Source organism: Streptomyces jeddahensis, from assembly GCF_001642995.1.
Taxonomy (GTDB): Bacteria; Actinomycetota; Actinomycetes; order Streptomycetales; family Streptomycetaceae; genus Streptomyces; species Streptomyces jeddahensis.
In genome coordinates this window covers 47,197-67,113 of the sequence record NZ_LOHS01000052.1, presented here as the reverse complement: position 1 = coordinate 67,113, position 19,917 = coordinate 47,197, and the positions used below count along the sequence as shown (strand labels likewise).

Here is a 19,917-nt window from a genome sequence, read left to right as displayed (position 1 = left end):
TCGCTGAGGTACCGAGTCCGCAGACCCCCACTCCCACTCTTCACGGAGGCACGGAACCATGACCCGGAACCACCCCCAGCCGTCCCGGCGCGCCGTCCTCGGCGGTGCCGCCGTCACCGCGCTCGCAGTCGCCACCGGCGCCGGCACGGCGAGCGCCGCTTCCGCCGCCCCGGCTGCCGCGTGGCCGACCGAGTTCCCGCTGCCCGACGGTTTCCTCCCCGAGGGGATCACCATCGGCAGAAAGCCGTACGCCTACATGGGCTCGCGCGCCAACGGCGCCGTCTACCGCACCGATCTGCGCACCGGCGAGGGCCGCTTCCTCTACGAGGGCGCCACCGGCACGGTGGCCATCGGCCTGAAGCTGGACCGTGACGGCCTGCTCTACGTCGCCGGAGGCGGCGGAGGATCGGCGCGGATCATCGACAGCCGCACAGGCCGACTCGTCACCACCTACCAACTGACCGGCACGACCGGCCACTTCATCAACGACGTCATCCTGCTCGGCGACCGCGCCTGGTTCACCGACTCCCGCGACAGCGTGCTCTACGGCGTACCGCGCGGCCGCGACGGAGAGATCCGGGCCCTGCCTCTCAGCGGCGACTGGGTGCAGACGCCCAACGTCAACAACGCCAACGGCGTCGTCGGCACCCCCGACGGCCGAGGACTGATCGTCGTCAGCAGCTCGCCTGGCAAGCTTTACCACGTGGACCTCGAGACCGGTCACGCCACCGAGATCGCCCTGGAGGGCGCGGACAACGTCGCCAACGGCGACGGCCTCGTCCGCATCGGCCAGGCGCTGTACGTCGTCCAGAACCGGCTGAACCTCATCAACGTGTTCCACCTCGACACCGGCATCCGCTCGGCCACCCTGCGCCGCGCCATCACGGACCCCCGCTTCGACGTCCCCAGCACCGCCGCCCGCTGGGGCGACCGCCTCTACCTGGTCAACGCCCGCTTCACCAGCCCTCAGACTCCGGAGACGACATTCAACGGCGTCGCCGTCTCGATCTGACCAGAGGTGACATGAGTCACACAAAAAGTGTGGAGGTGCTGAGCAACCATCCTCGTCCATCCGTTTTGTTCCGGCGAAGTCTCCTGAGGGGTAACGGGTAGCCGAGGAAATCACTGAACCTTCCTTTACCTGCCGTATACAGTCAGCGGCATTCAGGCCGCCCTGCGCTCGTTTTCGGCGGCGGTTCTCCTTTCTCTCTCATCAGGGAAGGTCCCCCCAGTGAAGCTTCGTCGTTCCCTCGCTGTGGCCGTCGCCGTCGCGGCGACCGCGCCCGTCGCGTTCTTCACCTCCGCTCCGGCACTCGCCATCGGGACGTCGTCCGCGGCGCAGATACAGGACCAGCCGACGTACGCGGAGCTGGAAAAGGCCGCCGCCGACGCGAAGAAGGCATACGAGGAAGCCGTCATCGCGAAGGAAGAGGGGCAGAAGGAGCTCGAGGCCACCCTGGCCGCCCTGGACTCCGACGAGCACCCGCTCAAGGCGGCCACGATCGCCGCGGACAAGGCGGCGGAGGAAGCGGCCGACGCCAAGGCCGCTGCGGAGAAGGCCGTCGCGGATGCCCAGGCCGAACTCGAAACGGCCGAGAGCGACGACGAGAAGGCCGCGGCCCAGCAGGCCCTCGAAGCCGCCGAAGCCGATCTGGAGAAGGCGGTCGAGGCCAAGAAGAAGGCCGACGCCGAGGTCGCGGAGGCCCAGACCGCGCTGGACGACGCCAGGGTGGCGGCCGTCCGCAAGTACAGCCTGGTCCAGGACGCCCCCGAGAAGGCCCTCAAGGCCAAGGAGGCCGCCGACGAGGCGCTCGCCGCCGCCAAGGAGTGCGTCCGTGAGGACGGGCTGACCTCGCTCGCGGTGGGGCTGCCGTCGAAGGTCGTCGCGGGGACCACCGTCGACTTCAGCCTGCGCGTGACCAACGGCACCGAGCGCACGCTGACCGTGGACCCTCTGGTGTTCTTCCACGCGGACGGCGAGAGCAGCGGTGAGAAGAGCCGGCTGACGGTCGAGTGGTCCAACGGCTCGGGCTGGGAGACCCTCGACGGCAACGAGTCCCAGCACATCGCGCGCATCGACACCATGAAGCCGGGCGCCCACAGCGACGTGAAGATGCGCATGAAGGTCGACTCGGAGGCCCAGGCAGCCGACGCCTTCGCCCTGTTCGCCGGTGACGCCTCCGATGCGTACAACCCCTGCATCCTGGGCCCGATGAAGCGCTACGACTTCGCGCTGCTGCCCGAGGGCAGCGATCCCGGTCCGGTCGACGAGGCCAAGCCCGGCCCGCCCGGCAAGAACGACGACACGCGGCCGGGTGCCGAGAAGCCCGGCGCGGGTTCGGACCCGTCGGCGCAGGGCGGCGCGTCCGAGCAGGCAGCGGCCACCAAGGGCGACCTCGCCACGACCGGTTCGTCCTCCGCGATGGTGCCGCTCGCCCTGACGGGCGCCGCCACCGTCGTCCTCGGTGCCGGAGCGGTTCTCGCCGTACGCCGCCGCAAGGCCGCAGCCGACAGCTGACGCGGGTACCCGGTCCAGCGGTCCGCCCGGACACGGACCGGACCGACGACGAAGGCCCCGACCTGATCGGTCGGGGCTTTCGTCTGCCCTGGCAGGCGGCTGCCGGCGTCGGGCAACAGGCGTAGGCGCAGTCGTGGGCGACTGTCCCGGCCCAGCGTCGTAGGGGGACCGTCCCGGCCAGCGCTCTCGGGTACGTGCCAGGCAGCTAGCATGGAGTGGTGAACACTTACTGGCACGTCGTTCTGCCGCCTCTCTGCGCCTGACCGGGCGCAGGCACTGGCGGTGTGATCCCCCGCCCCCACCGATCTGAAGGTCGGTCAGGGGCGTTTGTCGTGCGCCCGTTTCGGATCCAGTCCCCAGACGAATGCGACGACGGAAGTTCACGACTGTGCCGAACCGCACCACCCCCCTTACTCCCGCGCGCCCGGCCGCCGTCGGCGTGCGCCCTTCTCGCGCCGGCCTCCTCAGCGGCCCTGCACCCATCCTGACCTCGGCCGTGCTGTGGGGCACGACCGGGACCGCCGGCTCCCTGGCACCCGCGGGCGCGCCGGCGGCCGCCATCGGCTGTGCCGGCCTCGCCCTCGGCGGCATCCTGCTGTTCCTCACGTCCCGAGGCGCCCGATGCCTGCCAGCCGCCTGCACAGGCCGTGAGCGGTGGCTGCTCGTCGTGGGCGCGCTCGCGGTGGCGGGCTATCCGGTCACCTTCTATCCGGCTGTGGCCCGGACGGGAGTGGCGGTGGCCACCGTGATCGCGCTGGGCAGCGCGCCGGTCTTCGCCGGACTGTTGTCCTGGATCACCGGACAGGCCCGGCCGACCACTCGCTGGGCAGGCGCGACCACGGCCGCGGTGCTCGGCTGCGTCCTTCTGGTACTGGGCCCCGAGCTCACCGAGCATGCCACGCCGATGGATCCGACAGGCGTCGTGCTCGCCGCATGCGCCGGCCTGTCGTACGCCGCCTACTCGATGATCGGCGGCAGGCTGATCACGAACGGACACCCTTCCAGCGCCGTGATGGGCGTGCTGTTCGGCGCGGCCGGGCTGCTCGTCCTGCCGCTCGTGATGTTCGTCGACATGCACTGGCTCACCACCACCCGCGGCGCGGTGGTGGCGGTGTATCTCGCCCTGTTCACCGTCTACCTGGCCTACCGCCTCTTCGGGCACGGACTGCGCCGTACTCCCGCGTCGGTGGCCACGTCGCTGACCTTGGCCGAGCCGGCCGTGGCAGCCGTCCTAGGCGTCACCGTGCTCGGCGAACGCCTTCCGCCCGCCTCCTGGTGCGGCATGGCCGTCCTCGGCCTGGGCCTGGTCCTCCTTACCTCCCCCGACCGCCGACGCCGATAGCCCCGGGCGCCGCCGGCGGAGCACGACGAAGGCCCCGACCGGCGAACGGTCGGGGCCTTTCATCTGCCCTGGTGGGCGGCTGCGGAGGATACGAGATTCGAACTCGTGAGGGGTTGCCCCCAACACGCTTTCCAAGCGTGCGCCCTAGGCCTCTAGGCGAATCCTCCGCCGGAAACATTACATGACGGCGGGGAGTGGTCGCGAACTCGTTCGCGCCCTCAGGATCCGGTACTCTGTCCAGAGCCCCTCACGTGGCGCTATCTGACTGAACTCCCCCAGGGCCGGAAGGCAGCAAGGGTAGGTCGGCTCTGGCGGGTGCGTGAGGGGCGCTTTGTTGCGTCTGCACCGGGTGACCCTTCGTAGCGCGCAGGCGGGGCGCAAACGAGATGCGGGCCCGACGCGAGCGGGACGCAGGCGGGAGGGCCCTTCGGAGCCTGCCACGGGCGAACCGCGCGCAGTCACGTTGTCAGTGGGCGCCTATAACCTCGTATGCGTGTCGTCTCTCGCGCTGTACCGCCGCTATCGCCCGGAGTCGTTCGCCGAGGTCATCGGGCAGGAGCATGTCACCGGCCCGCTGCAGCAGGCGCTGCGGAACAACCGGGTCAATCACGCGTACCTGTTCAGCGGGCCGCGCGGCTGCGGCAAGACGACCAGCGCCCGGATCCTGGCGCGCTGTCTGAACTGCGAGCAGGGGCCCACGCCGACGCCCTGCGGCGAGTGCCAGTCGTGCCGGGACCTCGCGCGGAACGGGCCGGGTTCCATCGACGTCATCGAGATCGACGCCGCGTCGCACGGTGGCGTGGACGACGCCCGTGACCTGCGAGAAAAGGCGTTCTTCGGGCCGGCCGCCAGCCGGTACAAGATCTACATCATCGACGAGGCGCACATGGTCACCACGCAGGGCTTCAACGCCCTGCTGAAGGTGGTCGAGGAGCCGCCGGAGCACCTCAAGTTCATCTTCGCCACGACCGAGCCCGAGAAGGTCATCGGGACGATCCGGTCGCGGACGCACCACTACCCCTTCCGGCTCGTCCCGCCGGGGACCCTGCGGGACTATCTGGCCGAGGTCTGCGGGAAGGAGAACATCCCCGTCGAGGACGGCGTGCTGCCGCTCGTCGTGCGCGCAGGCGCCGGATCCGTGCGTGACTCCATGTCCGTCATGGACCAGCTGCTCGCCGGGGCCGGTGAGGAGGGTGTGACGTACGCCATGGCGACGGCCCTCCTCGGGTACACGGACGGGTCCCTGCTCGACTCGGTCGTCGACGCCTTCGCCTCGGGTGACGGCGCGGCGGCCTTCGAGGTCGTGGACCGCGTCATCGAGAGGGGCAACGACCCGCGGCGGTTCGCCGCCGACCTGCTGGAGCGGCTGCGCGACCTCGTCATTCTGGCGGCGGTGCCCGATGCCGCCGAGAAGGGGCTCATCGACGGCCCTGCCGACCTCGTGGAGCGGATGCAGGCGCAGGCCGGTGTCTTCGGCAGTGCCGAGCTGACCCGCGCCGCCGACATCGTCAACGAGGGCCTCACGGAGATGCGCGGCGCGACATCGCCACGCCTCCAGCTCGAGCTGATCTGCGCGCGTGTCCTGCTGCCCGCCGCGTACGACGACGAGCGTTCCGTGCTGGCCCGCCTGGACAGGCTGGAGCGCGGGGGGAACGTCGTACCGGGCGGGGCCGGGCCCGCCATGGGGTACGTTCCCGGGCCCGGCGCCCATGCCCCGATGCCGCCGGCCGCCGGACCGGTTGTTCCTCCCGGCGGGGGACCCGCGGCGGCGCGCGCGGCGGTACGCGGGGGTGCCGGCGGAGAGGTGGCCCAGCAGGCGCCTCCGGCTCCCGCGGCCGCGCCGGGAACCCAGCAGGTCAACGCTCCGCAGGGCGCTGCCCCCATAGGCGCCCCGGCGCCCAGTGGCGCGTCCGCGCCCGCAGCTCCGCATGATGCCTCCGACTCCGACTCCGACTCCGACTCCGACTCCGACTCCGCCTCCCCGTCCGCTTCCGTGTCCCGGTCTCCGGCTCCCGCGTCGAATCCGGCGGAGGCCCCTTCCGGGCACGCCCCCGGGGCCTGGCCGACGGCGGCAGGTGCGGGCTCGGGCAGCGGGCGGCGCCCCGGCGGCTGGCCCACGGCGGCAGCGGCGGGCAGCGGGACCGCGGGAGCCACCCCGTCCGGCGGCCACGCGCCGTCCGTGACCGCGTCGGCTCAGTCCGCTGCGCAGCCGACTGCCCCCTCGGCACGGCCGCCGCAGCCGCCGGCATCGCCCCCGCAGCAGCCCGCCTCCGGCGGGCTCGACCCACGCTCCCTGTGGCCGAACATCCTCGAGGCCGTCAAGAACCGCAGGCGCTTCACCTGGATCCTGCTCAGCCAGAACGCGCAGGTCGCAGGGTTCGACGGGACCACCCTGCAGCTCGGCTTCGTCAATGCCGGCGCCCGGGACAACTTCGCGAGCAGCGGCAGCGAGGACGTACTGCGCCAGGCACTGGCCGAGCAGTTCAACGTCCAGTGGAAGGTCGAGGCGATCGTCGACCCGTCGGGCGGCGGCGCCGTACCGCCGGCCGCCTCCGGCGGAGGGTTCAACAGCGGCTTCGCCGGGGGTGGCGCCGGACCGGCCGCGTCGCGCCCGGCAGCCGCACAGCAGCCGCTGGCCTCGGCCCCGCGGCCGCCTGCTCCGTCGGCCCCGGCGGCTGCGGCCTCCGCTCCGGCGGCGCCCGTGCGTCCAGGGCCGCAGCAGTCGCCGCCTGCGGAGCCGGCGCCCCGCGAGCCGGAGCGGCCCCATGTCGCTCCCGAGGACGACATCCCCGAGGCCGACGACCCGGACCTCGACGAGTCGGCCCTCTCCGGCCACGACCTGATCGTCCGCGAGCTGGGCGCGACGGTCGTGGAGGAGTACTCCAACGAGTAGGGGCGGGCGAAGGAGCGGAGAGCAGGGCGAGGGAGCGCAGCGAGTCCGCTGCCCGCCGCCCTCCGCCGGCCGCCCGGGCCGTGCCACGCGCGCGTGACGGGTCTTGACCGACGCACGCGCGCGGCTTCCTGGAACGCGCGCGACCTCTTAGCGCGCGACCTCTTAGGAGGAACGCACGAATGCCCGCCGCCCCCGCCTTCGGAAGCCCGTACAAGCGCATACGCCGACGGCGGTTAGGCTGGCTGCCGTGAAGGTCCTCGTCATCGGCAGCGGCGCCCGCGAACACGCCCTGTGCCGCTCTCTGTCCCTCGACCCCGACGTCTCCGCCCTGCACTGCGCTCCCGGTAACGCGGGCATCGCCGAGGTGGCCGAGCTGCACGCGGTCGACGCCCTCGACGGCGCTGCCGTGGCCGCCCTGGCCACGGAGGTGCAGGCCGACCTGGTCGTGGTCGGCCCCGAGGCGCCGCTCGTCGCCGGCGTCGCGGACGCCGTGCGCGAGGCGGGCATCCCCTGCTTCGGCCCGTCGAAGGAGGCCGCGCAGCTGGAGGGGTCCAAGGCCTTCGCCAAGGAGGTCATGGCGGCGGCCGGAGTCCCGACCGCCCGCAGCTACGTCTGCGCCACGCCGGAGGAGGTCGACGAGGCGCTCGACGCGTTCGGCGCCCCGTACGTCGTCAAGGACGACGGCCTCGCCGCGGGCAAGGGCGTCGTCGTCACAGGCCACCTCGAGGCGGCGAAGGCGCACGCGAACGCGTGCGACCGCGTGGTGATCGAGGAATACCTCGACGGCCCCGAGGTCTCGCTCTTCGCGATCACGGACGGTACGAGCGTCGTCCCCCTGCAGCCCGCGCAGGACTTCAAGCGCGCCCTCGACAACGACGAGGGCCCCAACACGGGCGGCATGGGCGCGTACTCGCCGCTGCCGTGGGCCGACCCGAAGCTGGTCGACGAGGTGCTCCAGACCGTCCTCCAGCCGACGGTGGACGAGCTGCGGCGGCGCGGCACGCCGTTCTCCGGCCTGCTCTACGCCGGTCTCGCGATCACCTCGCGCGGCGTACGGGTCATCGAGTTCAACGCCCGCTTCGGCGACCCCGAGACCCAGGTGGTCCTGGCCCGTCTGAAGACGCCGCTCGCCGGAGTGCTCCTCGCCGCCGCCAACGGCACGCTGGCCGACCTCGAGCCGCTGCGCTGGAGTGACGACGCCGCCGTAACCGTGGTCGTCGCCTCGCACAACTACCCGGACACGCCGCGCACCGGTGACCCCATCGAGGGTCTTGACGAGGTGGCGGCGCAGGACGCCCCCCAGGCGTACGTCCTGCATGCCGGTACGAAGCTGGACGGCCCCGCCGTCGTGAGCGCGGGCGGGCGCGTCCTGTCCGTGACGGCGACGGGCGCGGACCTCACGCAGGCGCGCGAACGTGCCTACGCGGCGCTGTCCCGCATCCGGATGGAAGGCTCCCAGCACCGCACGGACATCGCCGCGAAGGCGGCGGCGGCCGCCGGGGACTGAGCTCGTTCTCCGGAGAGGGGGCTGCGAAGCTCGCTCTCCGGAGTCCGTCTCCGGCGGCGCCGGACCCCACCCGACTGTCATCCACCTCTACCCAAAGCCCCTCCATCGAGTGAGCGCTGATCCATCCGGCTGACGCGGACGGAAGCCCCAACTAGGGTGCGGCGCAAGCGTTCCGGCACTTGGCCCACCGGCATTGCGATGTCAGTGGCGGGTGCCACAGTGGGGGAGTGAGCAACGCCAAGGACGTCCGACGGCGGTGGCTGGCAGAGCACGCGCCGGGCGGGCAGTAGGGGGTGACATCCGGTCGTGTCCGGTATGGCTGTGGAGGTGAGCGCGCAGTCCGCGCGGTCCCGGGCCCTCGCCGTGCTGCGTGTCCGCAGCAGGGCGCTGGCTCTCGCTCTGCTGCCCGCCGCCGTCGCCGTCGTATTGCTGACCGGCGGCGCCACCGGGCACATGAGCGGCCGCGGCTGGGACGCCCTCCGGTGGATCGTGACGCTGCCCGCCGTCGTCGTGCTGGTCGCCGCTGCGGGCGTCGCTGTCGTCATCGCCCGCTCCAGGCCGGCGGTCAGCCCCACCGTGCCGGTCCAGGAGGCGTCCGCCCCCGACCTCTACCGGATGGTGCGGGACCTCGCGGACCGGCTCGACGTGCCCGCACCCTCGGCGATAGCCCTGACCCCGGACTGCGACAGCTGGCTCGAGGACCGCACACACCCGGCGCACGGCCCGCCGACCGCCGAAGGCACGGCCGGGACACGTGGCGTCATACGCGTCATACGTGTCATTCGCGGGGTCATACGCGGCCTGATACGCGGCGTGGTGACGGTCCCGGCCCGTTCCCGGCGGGGCACGGCGGCACCCGTCCTGGTCATCGGATCCCCGTTCCTGTGGTGGATGCGCGTCGGTGAACTGCGGGCCGTCCTCGCCCCAGTCGTCGCCGGCACCGGGCCCTCCGCGCACCCGGACATAGCTGCGGCTCGTCGCTTCGTACGAGGGCTGGACGCGGCGGTCGCGGTGACGTCGGTACCGGCGAGAGGGCCGCTGTCCCGGGTGGTTCTCGCGGCCGTCGGGTGGGTCGCCCGCTTCCTGCTGCGCAGCTGCCGCGCGCATGCGGCCGAGATGGAGCGGGGTGTGGCGGCGGCGGCCGCCGAACGTGCACAGGCTGTGGACTACGGCCTGCGGATCGTCGCCCAGGAGCAGGTGGGCCTGGCGTACGCGGGGTGGGACCGGCTGCTGACCAGGGTCGCGCTTCCCGCGTGGCGGATGGGGCGCTGGCCGTCCCGGCTCGACGCGGGTGTGGTGGCCGCCCTCACCGAACTCTCCCGCCGCGACCGCCTCGCCGAGGGCTTCGCCTCGCGGCTCGGGGAGCGGCCGGCGTGCGATCTGCTGGAGGAGCCGGGTGCGGTGGACGAGGCGGCGTCCCTGCTCGCCGCCCGTCTCTTCCACGGCGGACCCGCGGAGCCCGGGCCCGACTGGACGCCGGTGAGCTGGCAGGAGTATCCGGACGAGGTCGTCGACCGCAAGTGGCGTACGGATGCGGCGCGCCTGCATCGCGTAATGGATGCGCTCCGGCCTCTGCCCCGCACGGCCCCCCACGCCGCGGCCCCCCACGCGGTGGCACCCCATTCCGAGGGTGCGACCCTGGCCCGCGTGATGGACCACCTCACCGTCCGCGAACCGGGTGCGTCCAGGGGCCCGACGGCTTCGGCACCCACCGCGGGGGCGGCTTCCCCCGTCCCGGCCGCTCCCGTGCCCGCGTACGGCCCGGCGCGCCGGCCGGCGTCCGCTCCCGCCCCGTCCACGACCCGCACAGCCGATGTCGACAGCGCTCATGTCGACAGCGCTCATGCCAACAGCGCTGATGCCGGCAGAGCTGACGCGGGCGGAGCTGACGCCGGCACAACCGATGCGGACACAGTGGATACCCCCGCGACAACGGCCGATGCCGGCAGGACCCCGGGTGGAGGCGGTGGATTCGGACGGGGCGAAGCCCTCGCGGCGGGCCTCAGCGCCGAGCTGGCCCGGGAGGAGTCCGCGTCCCCGGACGTGCGGTCTGCTCCGGCGGATCGTTCCGGTAGCGCGGGTACCGGCGATGCCCTGTGGGAGGACGGCATGCTGCCCCTCTTCCCGTCGCAGCCGCCGCGTACGGGTCGAGAGCTGCTCACCGACCACGTCACGGCAATGGTGTGCTGCGCCGCCGTGGACACCGCCGGGGCCGCTCCCGGTCTCGACTGGCTCGACGGGCCGGCGCTCATGGTCGGTGGTGAACGTGCGGCGGACCTTACGCCGCTGGTTCTGAGGCTGGTGGAAGAAGGCGATCCCGAGCCGTTGCGGGGCTGGCTCGTGCGCCTGGGCGTCCGCCCCGAGAAGCCGGTGCGACTGGTGTGAGCTCGACGTTCGGAGGCCGGACAGCCGACGCCGACCGGCGGCACGGACCATGCCGTACCAGTCCCGCGGTCCCCGCCCCACGACGGCAGTTGCGGAGCCTGCCCGTCCGGATCGAGTCAATTAACAACGAACGGTGACGGAGTGCGTGCGTAATGTGATGTGCTGGGGAGCGGCCACTGATGCGCGGCCGCACGGCGTCGGATCCGAAAGTCTTCCGGGATGCGGCGCACGCAAGGACAAAGACTCCGGAACATGAGGGAGGGGAGCAGGCAATGGGGCCGGATCGCGGCGAGCAGGGCACAAGGCCGGAGGAGACTGAGCAGCGGCCGAAGCGGCCCGAACGACCGCAGCCGCCGGAACAGACTCAGCCAGCTGACCATCCGCAGCCTACGGCGCCACCGTCCGCGGCCGAACGTCCGCAGTCAACCGTACGGCAACCCCTGTCCGAGCCCTCGCAGCAGGCCGAGCCCTCACGGTCGTCCAAGCCCTCGCAGCAGGCCGAGCCGTCCCAGCCGATCGCCCCTTCGGTGGCAATCCATCCCGTAGAGGCAACCGGCCCCACGGAGGCAACCGGCCCCACGGACTCGACGGGTCCCACGGACTCGACGGGTCCCACGGCCTCGACCGGTTCCGCGGCTGCGGAGTCCCCGACGACCTCGTCCCCGACACCCGCAACCCAGTCCCCGGCGCCCCCGCCCCTGCCCGCGGCACCGTCGCCCCAGCCCCTGACGGCCGCCGTACCCGCCGTACCCGCCGTACCCGCCGTACCCCAGCCCGTGATCCGCCGATGGGAGTCCGGCGCCCTCGCGCACGCCGTGACCGACCCCTTCGGGCAGGGGCCGCTGCCCTGGCTCCGCGGCAGTGAGCACTATTTCGACGACACCGGGCAGGTGGTCCCGTGGTACGTCGACCACGTGCCGGCCCCCGGCGCCGCCAGGATCCCGGCCCCCCGTACGGGCGGCCCCCGTACCGCCGACGACGTGCACCGCCAGATCAAGGGGTTCACCTCGACCGGCGCCGCCGCCCCCGGCGAGGCGATCGACTTCCACGTCACGGTCGACCCGCCGCAGCAGTTCAGCGTCGACATCTACCGGATCGGGCACTACGGAGGCGACGGCGCGGCGAAGATCACCACGAGCCCGCGCCTCTCCGGCATCGTCCAGCCGCCCCCGCTCACCGCCGACCGCACGGTCTCCTGTCACCACTGGTGGCTGTCCTGGCGCCTGCAGATTCCGTCGTACTGGAACATCGGGGCGTACGTCGCCGTCCTGACCACCGTCGACGGCTACCGCTCGCACGTCCCGTTCACCGTCCGCGACCACCAGCCCGCCGATCTGCTGCTCCTCCTGCCCGACATCACCTGGCAGGCGTACAACCTCTACCCGGAGGACGGCCACACCGGCGCCAGCCTGTACCACGCTTGGGACGAGAACGGCCGGCTGCTCGGCGAGAGCGAGGCCGCCGTCACGGTCTCGTTCGACCGCCCGTACGCGGGTGCGGGGCTGCCTCTCCACGTCGGCCACGCGTACGACTTCATCCGCTGGGCCGAGCGGTACGGATACGACCTCGCGTACGCCGACACCCGCGACCTGCACGCGGGCCGCGTCGACCCGACGCGCTACCGCGGCCTGGTCTTCCCCGGCCACGACGAGTACTGGTCGGTCCCGATGCGCCGCGTCACCGAGCTCGCCCGCGAGCACGGCACCTCGCTCGTCTTCCTGTCCGCCAACACCATGTACTGGCAGGTCGAGCTCGGGCCGTCCCCCTCCGGCGCACCGGACCGCCTGCTGACCTGCCGCAAGCGCAGAGGACCGGGAAAGCCCGCGCTCTGGCGCGAGATCGACCGGCCCGAACAGCAGCTGATGGGCATCCAGTACGCGGGCCGCGTACCGGAGCCGCACCCCCTCGTCGTCCGCAACGCCGACCACTGGCTGTGGGAGGCGACTGGCGCGCACGAGGGCGATGAGATCGACGGCCTGGTCGCGGGCGAGGCCGACCGCTACTTCCCGCGCACCGCGCTCCCCGAGCACCGGCGGCGCATCCTGCTGGCCCACTCCCCGTACCGGGACGGGGAGGGCGTGCTGCGCCACCAGGAGACGTCCCTGTACCGCGCCCCGTCCGGCGCGCTCGTCTTCGCGTCCGGCACCTTCGCCTGGTCCCCGGCGCTGGACCGCCCCGGACACGTCGACGAGCGCATCCAGCGGGCCACGGCCAACCTCCTGGACCGCATCTGCAAACGCGCCTGACCCGACCGCGCTGAGCCCCTGGCGCCCACCCCGAAGCAACCCGCCCCGGGCTCGGACACCCCAACGCAACCCGCCTTCGGCCCGGCCACCCAACGCAACCTCCCAGGCCGCCCCGCGCCCACCGACCCACACCCACCCCTGACCGCGCCACCGAAGCCGTGCCGCAGCCGACCCCTGGCCAGGGCCACCATCCGCATACGGGAGAATCGAGGCAGCGATTTAGACAGAACCACGGGGAGGAACCGTGTCCGGATTCGTTGAAAAGCCCGAACCGATCGAGGTTCCGGGCCTGGTGCATCTGCACACCGGCAAGGTGCGCGAGCTGTACCAGAACGAGGCGGGCGACCTGGTCATGGTCGCCAGCGACCGCCTCTCCGCGTACGACTGGGTGCTCCCCACGGAGATCCCCGACAAGGGCCGCATCCTCACCCAGCTGTCGCTGTGGTGGTTCGAGCAGCTCGCCGACCTGGCCCCGAACCATGTGCTGAGCACCGAGCTGCCCCCGGGTGCGCCGGCCGACTGGGAAGGCCGCACGCTGATCTGCAAGTCGCTGCGGATGGTGCCCGTCGAGTGTGTGGCCCGCGGCTATCTGACCGGTTCGGGCCTCGCCGAGTACGAGCAGTCGCGCACCGTGTGCGGTCTCGCGCTCCCCGAGGGCCTCGTCGACGGCTCGGAGCTGCCCGCGCCGATCTTCACGCCCGCGACCAAGGCCGAGGTCGGCGAACACGACGAGAACGTGTCGTACGAGGAGGTCGCACGCCAGGTCGGCGCCGACACCGCGGCGCAGCTGCGCCAGGTGACCCTCGCCGTCTACGCGCGCGCCCGCGACATCGCCCGGGAGCGCGGGATCATCCTGGCCGACACGAAGTTCGAGTTCGGCTTCGACGGCGAGGCGCTCGTGCTCGCCGACGAGGTGCTGACCCCCGACTCCTCCCGCTTCTGGCCCGCCGACGCATGGCAGCCGGGCCGTGCCCAGCCGTCGTACGACAAGCAGTTCGTCCGGGACTGGCTGACGTCCGCAGAGTCCGGCTGGGATCGCAAGAGCGAGCAGCCGCCGCCGGCCCTCCCGGACCACATCGTGGAGGCGACTCGGGCGAAGTACGCGGAGGCGTACGAGCTGCTGACCGGCGCCAAGTGGTCGTAGGCCCGACAGGCCCGTAGAAACGACGAAGCCCCGGCGGTCTGACCGCCGGGGCTTCGATCTGGAGCGGACGACGAGGCTCGAACTCGCGACCTCAACCTTGGCAAGGTTGCGCTCTACCAACTGAGCTACGTCCGCATTGCGCCGTTGCGCGAGAGCTACTATACCCAACCCCGCTCGCGAGCGAGACGCACAGCCGCATGACGGTTTTCCATCCCGAGCTTGGACACGGCCGACGACAGGTAGTTCCGTACGGTCCCCTGCGACAGCGCGGCCCGCTCGGCGATCTCCGAGACCGGCGCCCCGTCGGCGGCCAGCTCCAGCACCTCGGCCTCGCGGGCGGTCAGCGGCGAGTCCCCGGCGGAGATCGCGTCCGCGGCCAACTCGGGGTCGACGTACCGGTTCCCGGCATGCACCGTGCGGATGATCTCCGCGAGGCGTTGCGCGCTGACGGTCTTCGGGACGAATCCGCGCACACCGGCCGCGAGCGCCCGCTTCAGATGCCCCGGCCGTCCGTGACTGGTGACGATCAGCACCTGGCAACCGGGCAGTTCGGCGCGCAGGGATGTGGCGACCTTCACACCGTCCGCGCCGGGCATCTGCAGATCGAGCACGGGCCACGTCGGGCGCGTGCGCCCGCGCCATCGCCAGTGCCTCCGGGCCGGTGGCCGCCTCGGCGACGACCAGGAGGTCGTCCTCCAGTGACAGCAGCGCGGCGAGGGCCCCGCGGATGAGGTGCTCGTCGTCAGCGAGCAGCACGCGCACCACAGGAGACGTCATGACACGCTCTCGCACCCGGCCACCGCCAGCGGCACCTGCGCCACTCCCACGTCCCGGGCCCGCATCAGCAGCCCGGTGGCCGACCGCTGCAACTCATGCGTCCGCAGCCGTACGAACCGCCCCTCCACCGTGTGGCGACGACGCCCAACTCGCCCAGCGCCGGGAGATCCGCCAGGGAGTAGCCCTCGGGCAGTTCGAAGGAATATCCGGGCCGGCTGGGACGCCGTCACCTCGGCCGGAGTCCCGGTCGCCGCGATCCGCCCCTCGTGCAGGATCGCCAGCCGGTCGGCCAGCCCCTCCGCCTCCTCCAGGTAGTGCGTGGTCAGCAGCACGGTCGTCCCCGTGTCTCGCAGCCGCCGGATCAACTCCCAGGTGTCCCGCCGCCCTTCGGCGTCCAGCCCGGTCGTCGGCTCGTCCAGGAACAGCACCTCGGGATCGCTGAGCAGCGCGAGCGCCAGATCCAGGCGCCGCCGCTCACCCCCGGACAGCTGCTTCACTCGTACGCCGGACCGCGGCCCGAGCCCGTTCCGCGCACGGCCTCGAACCCGCCCCCGTACACGCGCCTCAGGTCGGTGACCTCGATCACGTGCTCGTGTTCGTTCGTTTCCATGACCAACAGCGTCGCAGTGATCAAGTGCCGGCAGCAGTGCGCGCTGTCATCACTCCGCATGACAAATGTCAGAGAAATCGCCGGATGAGGACAGCCGGATCAGGACAAAAGCAGAGGCCCCGGTCGATGACCGGGGCCTCTGCTCCTGGAGCGGACGACGAGGCTCGAACTCGCGACCTCAACCTTGGCAAGGTTGCGCTCTACCAACTGAGCTACGTCCGCATTGCCCCCGATCAGCTTTCACTGACCGGTGCGAGCACCAGCCTACCTGATCCACAACCGTGCTCGGTAAGCGATGCAGAGCGGGTGACAGGAATCGCACACTGCGCCTCCCCCTTGGAAAGGGGGTGTTCTGCTACTGAACTACACCCGCAAGATCCGTGAGGTGCGGCCTTTCCGGCCTCGCCCCTCGGCGTGATCCAGACTCTAACTGATCACCAGGGGTCCGACGCAAGTCGGTTGCAGGGGCCAGTGCACCCAAGGGGCCGCGCGGATCCGCGCGCGAGTCCCTCAGTTCGCCGCGTCGAACGCCTCGTACACCTTCTTCGGGATCCTGCCGCGCGGCGGGACCTCCATCTTGTTCGAGCGGGCCCAGGCGCGGACCGCCGCGGGGGATGCGGCGACCGCCGTGTGCGTGTAGTCCGCGGCCTGCTTGGTCGCGGTTCCGCCGGCGGACCTCCCGGCGGCCGTCCGCTTGCGGCCGGCCTGCATGTAGGGAGCCAGCGCCTTACGCAGTTTCCTGGCATTGGCTGGATTGAGGTCGATCTCGTACGACTTGCCGTCCAGGCCGAAGGCGATCGTTTCCGCCGCTTCTCCGCCGTCGATGTCGTCATGGAGGGTGACGACGACACGCTGCGCCACGAATATCGGTCCCTTCGTGCGGCATCACTGCGGTGACGTGCGGTGATGGCGACTGTTCGGCAGTATTTGAGCAAAGTACGGAGCAAGTATCGGCTATTGCCAATTCCTTTGTACAGGGCTTGACATTGCATCGGGGGTCCGACTGAATACGCCCGCGTGTCCGCTTTCGGAGTGAGGGTGGCGGTCCCTGGGCGGAGATGCAATCCGGGCCCGCGGTGTTTTCCCTGAATTTTCCGTGAAGACGCCTGGGCCGATACCGGATCGTGATCGCGATCACGTGCGTTGCTCCATATCTACGCGAGTAGAAATCGGGTGCGGGTAGTCTGAAGACACTTGCTCACGCACCACACACCGGGAGTGCCAGTGGCACGCGTCGTAGTCGACGTCATGCTCAAGCCGGAGATCCTCGACCCCCAGGGACAGGCGGTGCAGCGTGCACTGCCGCGCCTCGGCTTCGAGGGCATCTCCGACGTACGTCAGGGAAAGCGCTTCGAACTCGAGGTGGACGGGCCGCTCGACGAGGCCGCCCTCGCCCGTATTCACGAGATGGCGGAGACCTTCCTCGCCAACACCGTGATCGAGGACTTCGTCGTCAAGGTCGAAGAGGCCGAGGCTGTAAAGGTGGAGTCGTGACCGCTCGTATCGGAGTCGTCACTTTTCCCGGAACGCTCGACGACCGCGACACCCAGCGTGCCGTCCGGCTTGCCGGTGCCGAGGCCGTGCCGCTGTGGCACCGCGACAAGGACCTGAAGCAGGTCGACGCGGTGGTTCTGCCGGGCGGTTTCTCGTACGGCGACTATCTGCGCGCCGGCGCCATCTCGCGTTTCTCGCCGCTGATGGGGACGATCATCGACCAGGCGAAGGCCGGAATGCCGGTGCTCGGCATCTGCAACGGCTTCCAGGTGCTCACCGAAAGCCACCTGCTTCCCGGGGCGATGCTGCGGAACAACCATCTGCACTTCATCTGCCGGGACCAGAAGCTGCGCGTGGAGAGCGACCGCACGGCCTGGACCGCCGATTACGTCGCCGGTCAGGAGATCTCCATTCCGCTCAAGAACATCGACGGCCGGTACGTGGCCGATGAGCGGACGCTGGACATGCTGGAGGCCGAGGGCCGGGTCGCCTTCCGCTACCTGGACGTCAACCCGAACGGGTCGCTGCGCGACATCGCCGGCATCACGAACGAGGCGGGCAACGTCGTCGGCCTCATGCCGCACCCCGAGCACGCCGTGGAGCCGGGGATCGGGACCGGCCGCACCGACGGCCTCGGATTCTTCACCTCGATCCTGAAGAAGCTGGTCAACGTCTGATGACTCTCGACACCGTCAAGCACGCCACCGAAACGCCCGACGTCGAGCAGCCCTGGGCCGAGCTGGGCCTGAAGCGGGACGAGTACGAGCGCATCCGCGAGATCCTCGGCCGCCGTCCCACCGGTGCCGAGCTCGCCATGTACTCGGTCATGTGGTCCGAGCACTGCTCGTACAAGAGCAGCAAGGTCCATCTGAAGCAGTTCGGCGAGAAGGCCCCCGAGAACGACGCCCTGCTCGTCGGCATCGGCGAGAACGCCGGTGTCGTCGATGTCGGCCAGGGTTACGCGGTGACCTTCAAGGTCGAGTCGCACAACCACCCCAGCTACATCGAGCCGTACCAGGGCGCCGCCACCGGCGTCGGCGGCATCGTCCGCGACATCCTCGCCATGGGCGCCCGCCCGGTCGCCGTGATGGACCCGCTGCGGTTCGGCGCGGCCGACCACCCGGACACCAAGCGCGTCCTGCCGGGCGTCGTCGCGGGCATCGGCGGCTACGGCAACTGCCTGGGCCTGCCCAACATCGGCGGCGAGGTCGTCTTCGACGACTGCTACCAGGGAAACCCGCTGGTCAACGCGCTGTGCGTGGGCGTCATGAAGCACGAGGACATCCACCTCGCGAAGGCGTCGGGCGCCGGCAACAAGGTCATCCTGTACGGGGCCCGGACCGGCGGCGACGGCATCGGCGGTGTGTCCGTGCTGGCGTCCGAGACCTTCGAGTCGACGGGTCCCGCCAAGCGCCCGGCCGTCCAGGTCGGCGACCCCTTCCAGGAGAAGCTCCTCATCGAGTGCACGCTCGAGATCTTCAAGGAGAACCTGGTCGCGGGCATCCAGGACCTCGGCGGTGCGGGTCTCTCCTGTGCGACCTCGGAGCTCGCGAGCGCCGGTTCCGGCGGTATGCGCGTCGAGCTCGACACCGTCCCGCTGCGTGACGCGACGCTCTCGCCCGAGGAGATCCTCATGAGCGAGTCGCAGGAACGCATGTGCGCGATCGTCGAGCCCGACAAGGTCGACCGCTTCCTGGAGATCTGCGAGAAGTGGGACGTCATCGCCACCGTCATCGGTGAGGTGACGGACGGCGACCGCCTGGAGATCTACTGGCACGGCGAGCAGATCGTCGACGTACCGCCGCGGACCGTGGCCCATGAGGGCCCGGTCTACCACCGGCCGTACGCCCGCCCGGAGTGGCAGGACGCCCTCCAGGCCGACGACGCGAACAAGCTGCCGCGGCCCGCGTCCGGCGCCGAGCTCAAGGAGCAGGTGCTCAAGATCGTCGCGTCCCCGAACCAGGCGTCCAAGGCGTGGATCACGGACCAGTACGACCGCTTCGTGCAGGGCAACACCGTGCTCGCCCAGCCCGAGGACTCCGGCATGATCCGGATCGACGCGGACACCAACCTGGGTGTCGCGGTCGCGACGGACGGCAACGGCCGGTACGCGAAGCTCGACCCGTACGCGGGCGCCCAGCTCGCGCTCGCCGAGGCCTACCGGAACGTGGCGACGACCGGCGCCAAGCCGCTCGCCGTCTCCGACTGCCTCAACTTCGGCTCGCCCGAGGACCCGGCGGTCATGTGGCAGTTCGCCGAGGCAACGCGCGGTCTCGCCGACGCCTGCCAGACGCTCGGCACCCCGGTGACCGGCGGCAACGTCTCGCTGTACAACCAGACCGGTGAGACGGCGATCCACCCGACCCCGGTCGTGGCGGTCCTCGGCGTCATCGACGACGTGACCCGCCGTACGCCGGTCGCCTTCAAGGAAGAGGGCCAGCTCCTCTACCTGCTGGGCGACACCAAGGAGGAGTTCGGTGGCTCGGCCTGGTCCCAGGTCGTCCACGGGCACCTCGGCGGTCTGCCGCCGGCCGTGGACCTGGAGCGGGAGCGGCTGCTCGCCGAGATCCTGATCTCGGCGTCCCGCGACGGCATGATCGACGCCGCGCACGACCTCTCCGACGGCGGTCTGATCCAGGCCGTGGTCGAGTCGTGCCTGCGCGGCGGCACGGGCGCGCGTCTGGTCGTCCCGGACGGCCTGGACGCGTTCACGTTCCTCTTCTCCGAGTCGGCGGGCCGCGCGGTCGTGGCCGTGCCGCGCTCCGAGGAGGTCCGCTTCAACGACATGTGCGGGGCGCGCGGCCTGCCCGTGACCCGTATCGGTGTCATCGACGGCGACGCGATCGATGTCCAGGGCGAGTTCGCGCTGTCCCTGGCCGAGCTCCGCACGGCGCACGAGGAGACGATCCCGGCGCTGCTGGCCTGACGCATACGGCGCTGAACAGCCCCCGCCCGGTCTCTGGGCGGGGGCTGTTCCGGTTGTGGGCACCTTTCGGTTCCG

The 19,917-nt window shown here is 71.3% G+C and carries 12 protein-coding genes, 4 tRNA genes, 1 other RNA gene and 2 pseudogenes; 12 read left to right on the top strand and 7 right to left on the bottom strand.

Translation table 11 applies throughout. From position 1 onward, the window contains the following. Nucleotides 1-58 precede the first annotated feature (58 nt). The 3 genes from STSP_RS07860 (at nt 59) to STSP_RS07850 (ending at nt 3,860) form a co-directional block, all read left to right on the top strand. A complete protein-coding gene (locus STSP_RS07860) occupies nt 59-1,012 on the top strand; it encodes an SMP-30/gluconolactonase/LRE family protein (RefSeq protein WP_067273921.1) in 954 nt (317 codons plus the stop codon). 219 nt (nt 1,013-1,231) lie between these two features. Further along, nucleotides 1,232-2,518 (top strand): LPXTG cell wall anchor domain-containing protein, encoded by a 1,287-nt coding sequence (locus tag STSP_RS07855; protein ID WP_067273919.1) that lies wholly within the window; start codon nt 1,232-1,234, stop codon nt 2,516-2,518. A gap of 388 nt (nt 2,519-2,906) precedes the next feature. Beyond that, complete coding sequence (locus STSP_RS07850) at nt 2,907-3,860, top strand: DMT family transporter (RefSeq protein WP_067273917.1); 954 nt, start codon at nt 2,907-2,909, stop codon at nt 3,858-3,860. A gap of 82 nt (nt 3,861-3,942) precedes the next feature. Here the strand turns inward: STSP_RS07850 and STSP_RS07845 are convergent. Next, a tRNA-Ser gene (locus STSP_RS07845) sits at nt 3,943-4,027 on the bottom strand. 71 nt (nt 4,028-4,098) lie between these two features. Between STSP_RS07845 and ffs the strand changes: the two genes are divergently transcribed. The 6 genes from ffs (at nt 4,099) to STSP_RS07815 (ending at nt 14,035) form a co-directional block, all read left to right on the top strand. Further along, an RNA gene (gene ffs, locus STSP_RS07840) (signal recognition particle sRNA small type) lies at nt 4,099-4,197 on the top strand. A gap of 156 nt (nt 4,198-4,353) precedes the next feature. After that, nucleotides 4,354-6,753, top strand: coding sequence for a DNA polymerase III subunit gamma and tau (locus STSP_RS07835; protein WP_067273915.1), 2,400 nt, complete (start codon nt 4,354-4,356; stop codon nt 6,751-6,753). Between the two features lie 247 nt (nt 6,754-7,000). Next, complete coding sequence (purD, locus tag STSP_RS07830) at nt 7,001-8,260, top strand: phosphoribosylamine--glycine ligase (protein WP_067273912.1); 1,260 nt, start codon at nt 7,001-7,003, stop codon at nt 8,258-8,260. Between the two features lie 315 nt (nt 8,261-8,575). Continuing rightward, nucleotides 8,576-10,645, top strand: a complete 2,070-nt coding sequence (locus STSP_RS07825; protein ID WP_408646245.1) for a hypothetical protein — start codon at nt 8,576-8,578, stop codon at nt 10,643-10,645. A gap of 776 nt (nt 10,646-11,421) precedes the next feature. Beyond that, on the top strand, nt 11,422-12,891 hold the full coding sequence (locus tag STSP_RS07820) for a N,N-dimethylformamidase beta subunit family domain-containing protein (RefSeq protein ID WP_067273906.1): 1,470 nt from the start codon (nt 11,422-11,424) through the stop codon (nt 12,889-12,891). 244 nt (nt 12,892-13,135) lie between these two features. Then, nucleotides 13,136-14,035, top strand: a complete 900-nt coding sequence (locus tag STSP_RS07815) for a phosphoribosylaminoimidazolesuccinocarboxamide synthase (protein ID WP_067273904.1) — start codon at nt 13,136-13,138, stop codon at nt 14,033-14,035. A gap of 59 nt (nt 14,036-14,094) precedes the next feature. On the opposite strand, the gene STSP_RS07810 is transcribed toward STSP_RS07815, so the two are convergent. From STSP_RS07810 to STSP_RS07785, 6 genes and pseudogenes are all read right to left on the bottom strand, one after another. After that, nucleotides 14,095-14,170, bottom strand: a tRNA-Gly gene (locus tag STSP_RS07810). A 23-nt stretch (nt 14,171-14,193) separates the two neighbouring features. Further along, a pseudogene (locus tag STSP_RS07805) lies at nt 14,194-14,812 on the bottom strand (response regulator). Continuing rightward, nucleotides 14,809-15,342: pseudogene (locus tag STSP_RS07800) on the bottom strand (ATP-binding cassette domain-containing protein); the annotation flags it as partial. The pseudogenes STSP_RS07800 and STSP_RS07805, both read right to left, overlap by 4 nt. 226 nt (nt 15,343-15,568) lie before the next feature. After that, nucleotides 15,569-15,644, bottom strand: a tRNA-Gly gene (locus STSP_RS07795). Between the two features lie 79 nt (nt 15,645-15,723). Then, nucleotides 15,724-15,795: transfer RNA gene (locus STSP_RS07790), tRNA-Gly, on the bottom strand. A 137-nt stretch (nt 15,796-15,932) separates the two neighbouring features. Further along, nucleotides 15,933-16,283: a histone-like nucleoid-structuring protein Lsr2 gene (locus STSP_RS07785; RefSeq protein ID WP_067273901.1), complete on the bottom strand. Its 351-nt coding sequence runs from the start codon at nt 16,281-16,283 to the stop codon at nt 15,933-15,935. A gap of 363 nt (nt 16,284-16,646) precedes the next feature. On the opposite strand from STSP_RS07785, the gene purS reads away from it, so the two are divergent. The 3 genes from purS to purL are packed head-to-tail and all read left to right on the top strand — an operon-like array spanning nt 16,647 to nt 19,842. Then, nucleotides 16,647-16,916: a phosphoribosylformylglycinamidine synthase subunit PurS gene (purS, locus tag STSP_RS07780; RefSeq protein WP_067273899.1), complete on the top strand. Its 270-nt coding sequence runs from the start codon at nt 16,647-16,649 to the stop codon at nt 16,914-16,916. Further along, on the top strand, nt 16,913-17,593 hold the full coding sequence (gene purQ, locus STSP_RS07775; protein ID WP_067273897.1) for a phosphoribosylformylglycinamidine synthase subunit PurQ: 681 nt from the start codon (nt 16,913-16,915) through the stop codon (nt 17,591-17,593). Before purS ends, purQ begins: the two co-directional genes overlap by 4 nt. After that, nucleotides 17,593-19,842, top strand: a complete 2,250-nt coding sequence (purL, locus tag STSP_RS07770) for a phosphoribosylformylglycinamidine synthase subunit PurL (RefSeq protein WP_067273894.1) — start codon at nt 17,593-17,595, stop codon at nt 19,840-19,842. Before purQ ends, purL begins: the two co-directional genes overlap by 1 nt. Nucleotides 19,843-19,917 lie beyond the last annotated feature (75 nt).

Bases quoted from the DNA above. Each gene is read 5' to 3' on its own strand.
- STSP_RS07860 (WP_067273921.1), top strand. From the start codon at position 59: ATGACCCGGAACCACCCCCAGCCGTCCCGGCGCGCCGTCCTCGGCGGT.
- STSP_RS07825 (WP_408646245.1), top strand. From the start codon at position 8,576: ATGGCTGTGGAGGTGAGCGCGCAGTCCGCGCGGTCCCGGGCCCTCGCC.
- purL (WP_067273894.1), top strand. From the start codon at position 17,593: ATGACTCTCGACACCGTCAAGCACGCCACCGAAACGCCCGACGTCGAG.